The 12,558-nt window shown below is 57.0% G+C and carries 15 protein-coding genes and 1 other annotated feature; of the genes, 14 read left to right on the top strand and 1 reads right to left on the bottom strand.

Annotated features, from left to right (window positions below):
- Positions 1-196: 196 nt before the first annotated feature.
- From puuD to RAC90_RS00310, 3 genes are read left to right on the top strand one after another with little or no spacing between them, the layout of a single operon-like run.
- A complete protein-coding gene (gene puuD, locus RAC90_RS00320; protein ID WP_054633494.1) occupies positions 197-958 on the top strand; it encodes a gamma-glutamyl-gamma-aminobutyrate hydrolase in 762 nt (253 codons plus the stop codon).
- Positions 955-1,512, top strand: coding sequence for an HTH-type transcriptional regulator PuuR (puuR, locus tag RAC90_RS00315; RefSeq protein WP_054633493.1), 558 nt, complete (start codon positions 955-957; stop codon positions 1,510-1,512). Before puuD ends, puuR begins: the two co-directional genes overlap by 4 nt.
- 27 nt (positions 1,513-1,539) lie before the next feature.
- On the top strand, positions 1,540-2,817 hold the full coding sequence (locus tag RAC90_RS00310) for an FAD-binding oxidoreductase (RefSeq protein ID WP_039338107.1): 1,278 nt from the start codon (positions 1,540-1,542) through the stop codon (positions 2,815-2,817).
- A gap of 46 nt (positions 2,818-2,863) precedes the next feature.
- On the opposite strand, the gene RAC90_RS00305 is transcribed toward RAC90_RS00310, so the two are convergent.
- The gene (locus RAC90_RS00305; protein ID WP_375123809.1) at positions 2,864-3,691 is read right to left on the bottom strand and encodes an SDR family oxidoreductase; all 828 of its coding nucleotides are present in this window, start codon (positions 3,689-3,691) and stop codon (positions 2,864-2,866) included.
- A 178-nt stretch (positions 3,692-3,869) separates the two neighbouring features.
- On the opposite strand from RAC90_RS00305, the gene hisL reads away from it, so the two are divergent.
- The 11 genes from hisL (at position 3,870) to RAC90_RS00250 (ending at position 12,518) form a co-directional block, all read left to right on the top strand.
- Positions 3,870-3,917: a his operon leader peptide gene (hisL, locus tag RAC90_RS00300; RefSeq protein WP_100396937.1), complete on the top strand. Its 48-nt coding sequence runs from the start codon at positions 3,870-3,872 to the stop codon at positions 3,915-3,917.
- Positions 3,893-4,013, top strand: a sequence feature (His leader region). Its footprint overlaps the gene before it by 25 nt.
- A gap of 52 nt (positions 4,014-4,065) precedes the next feature.
- Positions 4,066-4,965 (top strand): ATP phosphoribosyltransferase, encoded by a 900-nt coding sequence (gene hisG, locus RAC90_RS00295; protein WP_006119827.1) that lies wholly within the window; start codon positions 4,066-4,068, stop codon positions 4,963-4,965.
- A gap of 3 nt (positions 4,966-4,968) precedes the next feature.
- The gene (gene hisD / locus RAC90_RS00290) at positions 4,969-6,276 is read left to right on the top strand and encodes a histidinol dehydrogenase (RefSeq protein WP_375123808.1); all 1,308 of its coding nucleotides are present in this window, start codon (positions 4,969-4,971) and stop codon (positions 6,274-6,276) included.
- Positions 6,273-7,343 (top strand): histidinol-phosphate transaminase, encoded by a 1,071-nt coding sequence (hisC, locus tag RAC90_RS00285; protein ID WP_039338110.1) that lies wholly within the window; start codon positions 6,273-6,275, stop codon positions 7,341-7,343. The genes hisD and hisC overlap by 4 nt, the downstream gene beginning before the upstream one ends.
- Positions 7,344-7,345: 2 nt before the next feature.
- The gene (hisB, locus tag RAC90_RS00280) at positions 7,346-8,413 is read left to right on the top strand and encodes a bifunctional histidinol-phosphatase/imidazoleglycerol-phosphate dehydratase HisB (protein ID WP_375123807.1); all 1,068 of its coding nucleotides are present in this window, start codon (positions 7,346-7,348) and stop codon (positions 8,411-8,413) included.
- Positions 8,413-9,003 carry an imidazole glycerol phosphate synthase subunit HisH gene (gene hisH, locus RAC90_RS00275; protein ID WP_006119831.1) on the top strand — a complete coding sequence of 197 codons (591 nt, stop codon included), beginning with the start codon at positions 8,413-8,415 and terminating at the stop codon, positions 9,001-9,003. The genes hisB and hisH overlap by 1 nt, the downstream gene beginning before the upstream one ends.
- A complete protein-coding gene (gene hisA, locus RAC90_RS00270) occupies positions 9,003-9,740 on the top strand; it encodes a 1-(5-phosphoribosyl)-5-[(5-phosphoribosylamino)methylideneamino]imidazole-4-carboxamide isomerase (protein ID WP_033740446.1) in 738 nt (245 codons plus the stop codon). Before hisH ends, hisA begins: the two co-directional genes overlap by 1 nt.
- Positions 9,722-10,498, top strand: a complete 777-nt coding sequence (gene hisF / locus RAC90_RS00265) for an imidazole glycerol phosphate synthase subunit HisF (RefSeq protein ID WP_375123806.1) — start codon at positions 9,722-9,724, stop codon at positions 10,496-10,498. Before hisA ends, hisF begins: the two co-directional genes overlap by 19 nt.
- The gene (gene hisIE / locus RAC90_RS00260; RefSeq protein ID WP_006119834.1) at positions 10,492-11,103 is read left to right on the top strand and encodes a bifunctional phosphoribosyl-AMP cyclohydrolase/phosphoribosyl-ATP diphosphatase HisIE; all 612 of its coding nucleotides are present in this window, start codon (positions 10,492-10,494) and stop codon (positions 11,101-11,103) included. Before hisF ends, hisIE begins: the two co-directional genes overlap by 7 nt.
- Positions 11,104-11,176: 73 nt before the next feature.
- Complete coding sequence (locus RAC90_RS00255; RefSeq protein WP_205952045.1) at positions 11,177-11,653, top strand: YbaK/prolyl-tRNA synthetase associated domain-containing protein; 477 nt, start codon at positions 11,177-11,179, stop codon at positions 11,651-11,653.
- 67 nt (positions 11,654-11,720) lie between these two features.
- Positions 11,721-12,518, top strand: a complete 798-nt coding sequence (locus tag RAC90_RS00250; protein WP_375123805.1) for an ABC transporter substrate-binding protein — start codon at positions 11,721-11,723, stop codon at positions 12,516-12,518.
- Positions 12,519-12,558: the final 40 nt, after the last annotated feature.

The raw sequence follows: 12,558 nt of genomic DNA, 5'->3' as shown, positions 1-12,558 counted from the left end.
ACCACAAAAATGGGAGTGCGTAATGCTCAAAAAAACCGCCACTCATCTAACATAGCTCTAACGTAAAAAGTGTGCAAATGTAACAAATCTGTTTGAAGATCGACCAATGGATTGCTAGATTGACAAAATATTGCACACTTAACCATCAGACATGCCCTTTTCGTCAAATATTTCGAACAGCAGTTAAGGGGGAAAGATGGGCATTATTTTTGACAAGCCTTTGATTGGCGTAGTGATGTGCCAGACGCACAATCAGGGCCACCCGGTTCAGTCTGTCCACAACAAATATCTTGATGCCATCGTCCTGGCGGGCGGCGTGCCGCTTGCCCTGCCCCATCACCTTATGGCTGCCCCGCATCTATCAGAAAACGCTATGGCTGTGCTGAATGGCATTCTGCTGACCGGGAGCCCCAGCCATCTGGCGCCCTGGCTGTATGGCGAAGAAGGCGAAGAGCCGGAGGCAGATGCCGGCCGCGATCGCCTGGCGTTTAACCTTATTACGCATGCTGTCGGTAAACAGGTGCCGCTGCTGGGCATATGTCGGGGCATGCAGGAGCTGGTCGTGGCCAACGGCGGTGCCCTGTATCGCCACCTTGACCACCATCCGCAGTTTCAGCGCCACCATGCAGACGAGGATGCCTCACCTGAACAAACTTACGCACCCGCTCATGCCATCCAGATTGCACCGGGAGGATTGCTGGACAGGCTGCTGGGGCGTGCGCCGATCACCGTCAACTCCGTTCATCACCAGGGCATTCGTGAAGCGGGACCGCAGGTGCGCGTTGAGGCCCGTGCGCCCGATGGTCTGATTGAGGCGGTCAGCCTGCCAGCGCACCCTTTCGCCCTTGCCGTACAGTGGCATCCTGAATGGCAGTTGAAACCCGCCACGCCGTCCTTTGCGCTGTTTGACGGCTTTATTCAGGCCGCCCTGCACTATCACCAGAGGAAAAAGGTATGAATGATGCGGCTCAGGCTCCGGGACGCCGCCTGGCGCAGATCCGTCAGGCCATGGGACTGTCACAACGGCGCGTCGCGGAACTGGCCGGACTGACCCACAGCGCCATCAGTACTATCGAACAGGATAAGGTCAGCCCGGCGGTCAGCACGCTGCAAAAGTTACTGAAGGTTTATGGCCTGTCTTTGTCTGCGTTTTTTTCGGAGCCGCATGCTGAGGACGCGCCCAAAGTGGTGGTCCGGCCTGAAGATTTGCTGGAAATCGGCAGTCAGGGCGTTTCGCTTAAACTGGTTGATAACGGCACGAAAACCCGGGCGTTAGGCATGTTACTGGAAACTTACCAGCCAGGTGCCAGCACCGGCGAAAAGTTACGCCATGCGGGCGAAGAGACCGGCACCCTGCTGGAAGGGCGCATCGTACTGGAAGTTAACGGTCAGCAATTTCATCTGACGGCCGGCGAAAGTTACGTGATCGATACGGGTTTGCCGCACAGTTTTACCAACCAGGCCGATGTGCCCTGTCGCATCGTCAGCGCCCATACGCCCGCCAATTTTTAATCAGGGACGTTCGCCAAGGAGCTTGATATGAATTACGTAGAAAACTACTACACCTCCACACGGAACCCCCATGCGCCCTGGCCGGTGCTGCAGGAAAGCATCCAGTGTGACGTTTGCATTATTGGTGCCGGTTTTACGGGTTTATCGGCCGGCCTGTTTTTAACCGAAGCGGGTTACGATGTGGTGCTGCTTGAAGCGGCTCGCGTTGGTTACGGTGCCAGCGGCCGCAATGGCGGCCAGGCCGTGAACTCCTACAGCCGCGATGTGGATGTGATTGAACAACGCTACGGCAAAGACAGCGCGAAAATGCTGGGCAGTATGATGTTTGAAGGCGGTGATATTATTCGCGATCGTATCGACCGTTACGCAATCGCCTGCGATTACCGCCCGGGCGGTATCTTCGCCGCGTTTAACCGCCGTCAGATGGCACACCTGGCCAGTCAAAAAGCCGCCTGGCAGCGTTACGGTAACGACCAGCTTGAACTGTTAGATGAGCGCGGCATTCGTCGCGAGATCGGCTCAGAGCGCTATGTAGGTGGGCTGCTCGACAAACGCGGCGCACATCTGCATCCGCTGAATCTGGCGCTGGGAGAAGCCGAAGCCATTCGTCGCCACGGCGGTCGTATCTATGAACAGTCCGCCGCGTTAAGCGTCAGCTACGGTTCACCTAATCGGGTAAAAACGGCACAGGGAGAAGTCAGCGCCACGTTTCTGATTTTTGCCGGCAATGCTTATCTGCCTTCCGAACTCGAACCGCGCCTGAGTCGCAAAAGCATGCCGTGCGGCTCGCAAATCATTGCCACCGAACCGCTGTCCCGTGACCGGGCATTAGCGCTGTTACCCAACAACTATTCGGTAGAAGATTCCAATTATCTGCTGGACTATTTCCGCCTGACCGCCGACAACCGGCTGCTCTATGGTGGCGGTGTGGTTTATGGGGCGCGCGAGCCTGGCGATGTGATCACGATGATCCGGCCTAAAATGCTACGCACCTTTCCGCAGTTGCAGGACGTGAAGATTGATTTCGCCTGGAGCGGAAATTTTCTGCTGACGCTGTCGCGCATGCCACAGTTTGGTCGGCTGGAAAACAACGTCTACTTTATGCAGGGCGACAGCGGCCATGGCGTGACCTGCACGCACCTTTCCGGCAAGCTGATAAGCGAAGTGTTGCGTGGGGATGCTGAGCGCTTTGATGCCTTCGCGAAGCTTCCGCACCTGCCCTTCCCTGGCGGACGGCGATTTAAAGTGCCGCTGACGGCCATGGGTGCCGCCTGGTATGCCTTACGCGACCGACTCGGCGTGTGATCAGGAACAGAACACGACGCCTTCCCCGTTAAGGGGAAAGCCACACTCATTCCAGCGGCATTTTCAGCGGATCGTCGTAGCGGTATTCAAAGCCCAGCTCGTGACAGATACGCGCGCCGTCAATCAACTTACCACTGTCGTCGTGCGTCTGCGGTTCAAAGGTGGGCGGCGTCATGCCCAGCTGGCGCGACACACAGGGATAGAAATGGGCGCGGGACGGATGTTTCAACGCACACAGGTTAAACGTCCTGCCGCCTTTAGGCGTTTGCAGCAGCAGCATAATCGCCTCCACCACATCATCCAGATGCACCAGATTCACCCCGTGCGATCCATTGGGTAAATCCTGTTTGCCAGCCAGGAAGCGACCGGGATGCCGTTTCGGGCCCACCAGCCCGGCCAGACGCAATACATCGACGCTGGTGCCGGGTAAGTCGTGCAGCCAGTTTTCCAGGTCCACCAGCGTTTTGCCTGCCGTGGTTTCTGGTTGAAGCGGGCTTTTCTCCGTTTTGATACCGGCGCTGCCGCCATAGACGGAAGTGGAACTGGTAAAGATGATCCGTGGGACATTGCGCGCCAGCGCGGTATCCACCACGTTTTGTACTGCCTGCACATAGGCGTCGCCGCCCTCTGCCGTGCGGCTGGCGGGCAGGGTGACAACCAGCGCATTCACGTCAAACAGCGCCTCCAGGTCCTCGGCCTCACAGACCAGTTCGGGCGTCAGTTCAAGTTGAAACGCATCGATGCCACAGCGACGGGCCGCCTCTACGCCATCCGGCGTGGTTTTACTGCCGGTCACCTGCCAGCCTCGCGCGGTCAGCGCCATCGCAAGCGGCATGCCCAGCCAGCCGAGTCCTACAATTGCGACCTTTTTCATATTGTCTCCTGCTGCGAACGTCAAGATTCAGCCATCTTAAGCTGCCCCTGAGTTGCAAACCAGTGCAAAGTGTTTCTGTGCTTTGCGAAGAACAACATTAAAAAAGAGTTGCCAATTTCAACTATCTTCGTTAGGTTAATTCCACACAAATGAATAACTTTTCATTATCGAGAATTTTATGACACGCGTTCAGTTCAACCATCATCACCACCATCACCCTGACTAGTCTTTCAGGCGATGTGTGCTGGAAGACGTCTAGGATCTTCCAGTGGTGCGAACGCAAGAAAACCCCCGGAAGATCGTCTTCCGGGGGTTTTTTTATGGGCTGACGCAAAATACGCATTCAGGACAGGTTAATTAAGGGGACAGGAACAATGTTAGACAATAGCCGTTTACGCATAGCTATGCAGAAATCAGGTCGGTTAAGCGATGATTCACGCGAGCTGCTGGCGCGCTGCGGGATCAAAATCAATCTTCAGCAACAGCGTCTGATTGCCTTCGCTGAAAATATGCCTATTGATATTCTGCGCGTGCGCGATGACGATATTCCGGGCCTGGTGATGGACGGCGTGGTCGACCTGGGCATTATCGGCGAAAACGTGCTGGAAGAAGAGTTACTGACGCGCCGCGCACAGGGCGAAGATCCTCGCTACTTCACGCTGCGTCGCCTCGACTTTGGCGGCTGTCGTCTGTCACTGGCCATGCCGGTCGATGACGCTTACACCGGCCCGCAGTGCCTGAACAATGCCCGCATCGCCACCTCCTATCCTCACCTGTTAAAACAGTATCTCGACAAGCAAGGTATCGCCTTTAAATCCTGTCTGCTGAACGGCTCGGTCGAAGTGGCGCCGCGTGCCGGCCTGGCCGATGCGATCTGCGATCTGGTCTCCACCGGTGCCACGCTGGAAGCGAACGGTCTGCGTGAAGTGGAAGTCATCTATCGTTCTAAAGCCGTGCTGATTCAGCGCGACGGCGACATGCCCGCGGCCAAGCAGGAGCTGATCGATAAAATGATGACCCGTATTCAGGGCGTGATTAAAGCACGTGAATCTAAATACATCATGTTGCATGCACCGAGTGAGCGTCTGGAAGAAGTCATCAGCCTGCTGCCGGGCGCCGAGCGTCCAACCGTGTTACCGCTGGCGGGCGATGTGAGCCGTGTGGCAATGCACATGGTGAGCAGCGAAACGCTGTTCTGGGAAACCATGGAAAAACTCAAAGCGCTGGGTGCCAGTTCGATTCTGGTGCTGCCAATCGAAAAAATGCTGGAGTAAACGATGAGCAAAATCATGACACCCGTGAACTGGCAGGCGTGCAGCGCGGAGGCGCAACAGGCGCTGCTGGCACGCCCGGCGCTGTCTGCCTCTGACAGCATCAGTCAGATTGTGCGTGACGTTCTGGCGCGCGTGAAAAGCGAAGGCGACGCAGCTCTGCGCGATTTTAGCGCGCGCTTTGACAAGGTTGAGCTGACGGATTTTCGCGTGCCCGCTGAGCAGATGCAGGCTGCCAGCGATCGTCTCAGTGATGAACTCAAACAGGCAATGGCGGTGGCGGTCGCCAATATCGAGACTTTCCACCGTGCGCAGATTCTGCCAGCTGTGGATATCGAAACCCAGCCGGGCGTGCGTTGCCAGCAGGTGACGCGCCCGATGCAATCGGTCGGCCTCTATATTCCCGGGGGGTCCGCCCCGCTGTTTTCCACCGTATTGATGCTGGCGACACCGGCACGTATTGCCGGATGCGGCCGCGTGGTGCTGTGCTCACCGCCGCCGATTGCCGACGAGATTCTCTATGCGGCCCAGCTGTGTGGCGTAGAAGAAGTATTTCAGGTGGGCGGTGCGCAGGCCATTGCCGCCCTGGCCTTCGGCACCGAGACCGTGCCGAAAGTGGCTAAAATTTTCGGACCGGGCAACGCCTGGGTCACCGAAGCCAAACGTCAGGTCAGCCAGTGCCTCGATGGCGCGGCTATCGATATGCCCGCGGGCCCGTCAGAAGTGCTGGTGATCGCCGACGACGGTGCCACGCCCGCGTTCGTGGCGTCCGACCTGTTGTCTCAGGCGGAACACGGGCCGGATTCTCAGGTGATTCTGCTGACGCCTTCACAGGGACTGGCTGAGCGCGTGGCTGACGCTGTCGAACAACAGCTGGCGCAGCTGCCGCGTGCCGCCACGGCCCGTAAGGCGCTGGAAAGCAGCCGCCTGATCGTGGCCCGCGATTTGCAACAGTGTGTGGCGATTTCCAACCGCTATGGTCCGGAGCACCTGATTCTGCAAACCCGCACGCCGCGCGACCTGGTTGAGCAAATCACCAGCGCAGGCTCCGTGTTCCTGGGCGACTGGTCGCCCGAGTCTGCAGGCGATTATGCCTCCGGCACGAACCATGTGCTACCTACCTATGGTTATACCGCGACCTGCTCCAGCCTGGGGCTGGCCGACTTCCAGAAACGTATGACGGTACAGGAACTGACGCCGCAGGGCTTTATGGCTCTCGCCGCCACCATTGAAACCCTGGCCGCCGCGGAGCAGCTGGATGCCCACAAAAATGCCGTCACGTTGCGCGTCACCGCGCTCAAGGAGCAAGCATGAGTCAGGATATTGAAAAACTGGCCCGCGCCAATGTGCGTGCGCTGACGCCTTATCAGTCGGCGCGTCGTCTGGGCGGCAACGGTGATGTCTGGCTGAATGCTAACGAGTTTCCGTTGCCGGTGCCCTTTGAGCTGTCGCAGCAAACCCTGAACCGCTACCCGGAATGCCAGCCGAAGCAGGTAATCACCCGCTATGCGGCTTACGCGGGCCTGTCTCCTGAGCAGGTACTGGTCAGCCGCGGCGCAGATGAAGGCATTGAGCTGTTGATGCGGGCGTTCTGTGAGCCCGGCAAAGACGCGATTCTGTTCTGCCCACCGACTTACGGTATGTACAGCGTCAGCGCGGAAACCATCGGCATTGAGTACCGTACCGTGCCGGCACGTGAAGACTGGCAGTTGAACCTGCCCGCGATTGCCGAACAGCTCGACGGTGTGAAAGTCGTTTATATGTGCAGCCCGAACAACCCCACGGGTAACCTGATTGATCAGGACGCTATCCGTCAGCTACTGGCGATGACCGCCGGCAAAGCGCTGGTCGTCGCGGATGAAGCCTATATTGAATTTTGCCCACAGGCGACGCTGGCGGGCTGGTTGCGCGAATATCCGCACCTGGTCATCCTGCGCACCCTGTCGAAAGCCTTCGCGCTGGCCGGTCTGCGCTGCGGATTTACGCTGGCGAATAAACCGGTTATCGACCTGCTGATGAAGGTGATTGCGCCCTATCCGCTGGCGACGCCGGTCGCCGACGTGGCGGGCCAGGCACTGAGCGACGAAGGGATTGCCTTAATGCGCCAGCACGTCGATGAGCTGAATGCCAACCGTAGCTGGTTGTTTGAACAGTTGCCGCAAATTCGCGTTGTGGAGCAGGTCTTCCCCAGCGAAACCAACTATATTTTGGTGCGCTTTACCGATTCACCAAAGGTGTTTAAAACCTTGTGGGATCAGGGCATTATTTTGCGTGACCAAAACAAGAACCCCGGCCTCGCAGGTTGTCTGCGCATCTCGGTGGGAACCCGCACCGAGTGCGAACGCCTGATCGCCGCGCTGCAAGCCTTATCTCTGGAGTAAGCATGAGTCAGAAGACCCTTTTTATTGACCGCGATGGCACGATTATCTCCGAACCGCCGCAGGACTTTCAGGTGGATCGGATGGATAAGCTGGCGTTTGAGCCGGACGTCGTGCCTGCACTGCTGGCGCTGCAGGACGCAGGCTATCAGCTGGTGATGATTACCAATCAGGACGGTCTGGGCACGGACAGTTTTCCACAGGCGGACTTCGATGGCCCACACACGCTGATGATGCAGATTTTATCATCGCAGGGCATTCGCTTTAGCGATGTGCTGATTTGTCCCCATAAGCCTGAAGACCACTGCGCGTGCCGCAAGCCGAAAACCCAGATGGTTGAGGCCTGGCTGGCTGAAGGCGCCCTTGATACGGCCAACAGCTATGTGATTGGCGATCGCCAGACCGATATTCAGCTGGCGGAAAATATGGGGATTCAGGGCATTCGCTATGGCGCAGAAGGTCAGGACTGGAAAGCGATTCAGCAGCAGCTGACGCAGCGCGACCGCTACGCGCTGGTCCAACGCAACACCAAAGAAACCCAGGTCCGCGTGGAACTGTGGCTGGACCGCGAAGGCGGCAATAAGATCAACACTGGCGTCGGCTTCTTTGATCATATGCTGGACCAGATTGCCGTGCACGGCGGCTTCCGCATGAACATCGACGTCAACGGTGACCTGTATATTGACGATCACCACACGGTAGAAGATACCGGTCTGGCATTGGGCGAAGCGCTGCTGAAAGCGTTGGGCGATAAGCGCGGCATTGGCCGTTTTGGCTTTGTGCTGCCGATGGATGAGTGCCTGGCGCGCTGTGCGCTGGATATCTCTGGTCGTCCACATATCGAATTCAAAGCGGAATTCAGCTATCAGCGCGTTGGCGATCTGAGCACCGAGATGGTCGAGCACTTCTTCCGTTCCCTGTCCTACGCCATGATGAGCACCCTGCACCTGAAAACCAAAGGGAAAAACGATCATCACCGCGTGGAAAGTTTATTCAAAGCCTTTGGCCGGACCTTACGTCAGGCGATTCGCGTTGAGGGAAATACCCTGCCGAGCTCTAAAGGAGTGCTGTAATGAACGTGGTGATCCTGGATACAGGCTGTGCCAACCTGTCGTCGGTAAAGTGGGCCGTTGAACGTCTGGGCTATACGCCAGAGGTCAGTCGCCATCCGGATGTCGTCCTGCGCGCCGATAAGCTGTTTCTGCCCGGCGTTGGCACCGCGCAGGCGGCCATGAACCAACTGCAGGAGCGTGAGCTGATTGAGCTGGTCAAGGCCTGTACGCAGCCAGTGCTGGGTATTTGCCTGGGCATGCAGCTGCTGGGCAGCCACAGCGAAGAGAATGGCGGTGTGCCCACGCTGGGCATTATCGACCAGCCCGTGTCACTGATGGACACGCAGGGTTTGCCGTTACCGCACATGGGCTGGAACCAGATCACCGCTCAGGCCGGTAATCATCTGTTCCGCGGCATTGATGAAGGCAGCTACTTCTACTTCGTACACAGCTTTGCGATGCCCGTAAATGCCAGCACCATTGCGCAGTGTCACTATGGTCAGGCGTTCACGGCCGCGGTACAGAAAGATAACTTCTTTGGCGTGCAGTTCCACCCGGAACGCTCTGGCAAAGTCGGCGCGCAGTTGCTGAAAAACTTCCTGGAGATGTAATGATTATCCCCGCATTAGATTTAATTGATGGCAAGGTTGTGCGCCTGCATCAGGGTGATTATGCCCGTCAGCGCGATTACGGCAGCGATCCCTTACCCCGCTTACAGGATTACGCACGCCAGGGCGCAACGGTACTGCACCTCGTGGATTTAACCGGTGCTAAAGATCCGGCGAAACGCCAGATTACCTTACTGAAAAGCCTGCTTAACGGCGTGGATGCGGTGGTCCAGGTTGGCGGCGGCATTCGCAGTCGGGAAGACGTTAAAGCGTTACTGGACGCGGGTGCCAGCCGTGTGGTGGTAGGGTCGACCGCCGTCAAACAGCCCGAGGAAGTGAAAGCCTGGTTTACCGAGTTTGGCCCGGACGCGATTGTGCTGGCGCTGGACGTCCGTATTGATGCGACCAACCGCAAAGAGGTGGCGATTAGCGGCTGGCAGGAAGCTGCGGGCGTTACGCTCGAAGAGGTCATTGAACAGTTCCAGCCTGTCGGGCTGAAGCATGTTCTGTGCACCGACATTTCCCGTGATGGTACGCTCAGCGGGTCGAACGTGGATCTGTATAAAGAAGTGACCGCACGCTTTCCGCAGATTGCGTTTCAGTCCTCAGGCGGTATTGGTGAACTCAGTGACGTTGCCGCCCTTCGCGGCAGCGGTGTTCAGGGCGTGATCGTCGGACGTGCGCTACTGGAAGGCAAATTTACAGTTTCGGAGGCCATAGCATGCTGGCAAAACGGATAATTCCTTGTCTCGATGTGCGTGACGGTCAGGTGGTAAAAGGCGTTCAGTTTCGTAACCACGAAATTATTGGCGACATCGTGCCGCTGGCGCAGCGCTATGCGCAAGAAGGTGCGGACGAGCTGGTGTTTTATGATATCACCGCTTCATCGGACGACCGCGTAGTGGATAAAAGCTGGGTTGCGCGCGTTGCCGAAGTCATCGACATTCCGTTCTGCGTGGCAGGTGGCATCAAAACCCCGGAAGATGCCGCGCGGATTCTGGAGTTTGGTGCGGACAAAATTTCCATTAACTCCCCTGCGCTGGCCGATCCTTCATTGATCACCCGCCTGGCCGACCGCTTTGGCGTCCAGTGCATCGTGGTCGGTATTGATACCTGGTTTGATGACACCAGCGGGAAGTACCATGTTAATCAGTATACCGGCGACGAATCCCGTACCCGCGTGACCCAGTGGGAAACACTGGACTGGGTGCAGGAAGTGCAGAAACGGGGCGCAGGCGAGATTGTCCTCAACATGATGAACCAGGACGGCGTGCGCAACGGTTATGACCTGGTGCAGTTGAAGAAGGTACGTGATGTCTGCAAGGTACCGCTGATTGCCTCTGGCGGTGCGGGTACCATGGCGCACTTCCTTGAAGCCTTTGAGCAGGCCAATGTCGATGGCGCGCTGGCGGCGTCGGTGTTTCACAAACAAATTATTAATATCGGCGAGCTGAAACGCTTTCTGATCGACAACGGTGTGGAGATTCGTGCGTGTTAACTGAACAACAACTGGCCCGGTTAGACTGGGAAAAAACCCAAGGCATGATGCCGGTCATCGTCCAGCACTCTGTTTCTGGTGAAGTTCTGATGCACGGTTATATGAATCAGGCGGCGCTGGAAAAAACGCTGCAGGATGGCAACGTGACGTTCTTTTCACGCACCAAAAACCGTCTGTGGACCAAAGGCGAGACCTCAGGACACTTTCTACAGGTCGTAAGCATCACACCTGACTGCGACAACGACACGTTGCTGGTGCTGGCCAACCCGATTGGCCCCACCTGCCATCTGGGCACCTCCAGCTGCTTCTCTCCTGCTGCGCCTGACTGGACGTTCCTCTATCAGTTGGAACAACTGCTGGCGTCTCGTAAGCAGGCCGACCCGGAAAGCTCTTACACCGCCAGACTCTATGCCAGCGGCACCAAACGTATTGCGCAGAAGGTCGGTGAAGAAGGCGTGGAAACCGCGCTGGCTGCCACGGTGAACGATCGTGAGGAACTGACGAACGAAGCCTCCGATCTGATCTATCACCTGCTGGTACTGCTGCAGGATCAGGATCTGGATCTCAGCACCATCATCAATAACCTGCGCGCCCGTCATAAGTGACAGACTGCATTACGGCTGCTCGACGGTTTGCTGAGCAGCCTTTCCCGTCCGTTTGACCTGTAAGGATTTTTTCGTGACTACGCATGAAAAACTTATTGCTCTGCTCGACCAGCATCGTGCGCGTTACCGCCTGATGCAGCATGAGGCAACCGGCAAATGTGAAGCTGTTGCCAAAATTCGCGGCACGGAAGTCGGACAGGGCGCAAAGGCGCTGGTGTGTCATGTGAAAGGCAATGGCGTTAAACAACATGTTCTGGCGGTACTGCCTGCGGATCAGCAGGCCGATCTCAGTAAAGTCGCCTCAGCCGTAGGCGGACGCCGGGCATCCCTTGCCTCGCCCGCAGAGGTCGATGTACTAACCGGCTGCGTATTTGGTGCGATTCCCCCGTTCAGCTTTCATCCTGATTTAACTGTGGTGGTCGACCCGCTGCTGTTTGAGCGCTATGACGAGATTGCCTTTAACGCCGGCGTACTCGACCAGTCTGTCGTACTGAATACCCAGGATTACCGTGGCCTTTGCCAGGCTAACATTGTGAAAATCATCCTCTAATTGCCATCATCCCGGGTGAAAGGTACTCTGCGTAATACACTATTACGACAACAGAAGACCGAAAACGATGGCAATCACTTCTCTGAAAACCCGTTTACACAAAGCGTTAGCGCTGGCCCTCCTGGCTGGCTGCACGTTTGGCGCCCAGGCGAAAATTGAGCAGGTTCGCTTCGCTGTTGATCCCACCTATCCCCCTTTTGAATCCAAAACGCCGCAGGGGAAGCTGGTCGGCTTTGATATCGATTTAGGTAACGCGCTGTGCGCGCAGATGCAGGCCAAATGTGTCTGGGTGGAGAGCCAGTTCGACGGGATGATCCCGGCGCTTAAAGCGCGTAAATTCGACGCCATTCTGTCTGATATGGGCATCACCGAAGAGCGCCTGAAGCAAATCGACTTTACCGTGCCGCTGTACGATACGCACACCCAGCTTATCGCGCGGAAGGGGTCGGGCCTGTTGCCCACCCCGGAATCGCTGAAAGGCAAAACTGTGGGCGTAGAACAAGGCACCGTGCAGGAGCGTTATGCCCGGGCAAAATGGCAACCTTTTGGCGTGACGGTCGTGCCCTATGGCGATCAGGCGCAGGTTGAAAGTGATCTGGTGGCCGGGCGCCTTGATGCGGTCTTTACCGATGCGGCTCAGGCAGCAAACGGTTTTCTCAAACAACCTCAGGGCAGCGCCTTTGAACTGGCCGGGCCGATTGTGAAAGACCCGATCATCGGACCGGGCACGGCGATTGGCCTGCGTAAAGGCGATACCGAACTGAAAACTGCGCTGGATGATGCCTTCGCTGCCATTAAGAAAAATGGCACCTTTGACAAACTGCAAAAGAAATATTTCGCCACGGATATTTCCATTCAACCGTAACGTCAGTGCAGGCTTTTTCCCCCTCCTCCGCCTGCATGAC

Origin of the sequence: Pantoea sp. CS_6 (genome assembly GCF_041954745.1) — a bacterium.
GTDB classification, from domain to species: Bacteria; Pseudomonadota; Gammaproteobacteria; order Enterobacterales; family Enterobacteriaceae; genus Pantoea; species Pantoea stewartii.
Note: the sequence above shows the minus strand (reverse complement) of the source record. Positions and strands in the feature narration are given on the sequence as shown.

Bases quoted from the DNA above. Each gene is read 5' to 3' on its own strand.
- puuD (WP_054633494.1), top strand. From the start codon at position 197: ATGGGCATTATTTTTGACAAGCCTTTGATTGGCGTAGTGATGTGCCAG.
- puuR (WP_054633493.1), top strand. From the start codon at position 955: ATGAATGATGCGGCTCAGGCTCCGGGACGCCGCCTGGCGCAGATCCGT.
- RAC90_RS00310 (WP_039338107.1), top strand. From the start codon at position 1,540: ATGAATTACGTAGAAAACTACTACACCTCCACACGGAACCCCCATGCG.
- RAC90_RS00305 (WP_375123809.1), bottom strand. From the start codon at position 3,691: ATGAAAAAGGTCGCAATTGTAGGACTCGGCTGGCTGGGCATGCCGCTT.
- hisG (WP_006119827.1), top strand. From the start codon at position 4,066: ATGTTAGACAATAGCCGTTTACGCATAGCTATGCAGAAATCAGGTCGG.
- hisD (WP_375123808.1), top strand. From the start codon at position 4,969: ATGAGCAAAATCATGACACCCGTGAACTGGCAGGCGTGCAGCGCGGAG.
- hisC (WP_039338110.1), top strand. From the start codon at position 6,273: ATGAGTCAGGATATTGAAAAACTGGCCCGCGCCAATGTGCGTGCGCTG.
- hisB (WP_375123807.1), top strand. From the start codon at position 7,346: ATGAGTCAGAAGACCCTTTTTATTGACCGCGATGGCACGATTATCTCC.
- hisH (WP_006119831.1), top strand. From the start codon at position 8,413: ATGAACGTGGTGATCCTGGATACAGGCTGTGCCAACCTGTCGTCGGTA.
- hisA (WP_033740446.1), top strand. From the start codon at position 9,003: ATGATTATCCCCGCATTAGATTTAATTGATGGCAAGGTTGTGCGCCTG.
- hisF (WP_375123806.1), top strand. From the start codon at position 9,722: ATGCTGGCAAAACGGATAATTCCTTGTCTCGATGTGCGTGACGGTCAG.
- RAC90_RS00250 (WP_375123805.1), top strand. From the start codon at position 11,721: ATGGCAATCACTTCTCTGAAAACCCGTTTACACAAAGCGTTAGCGCTG.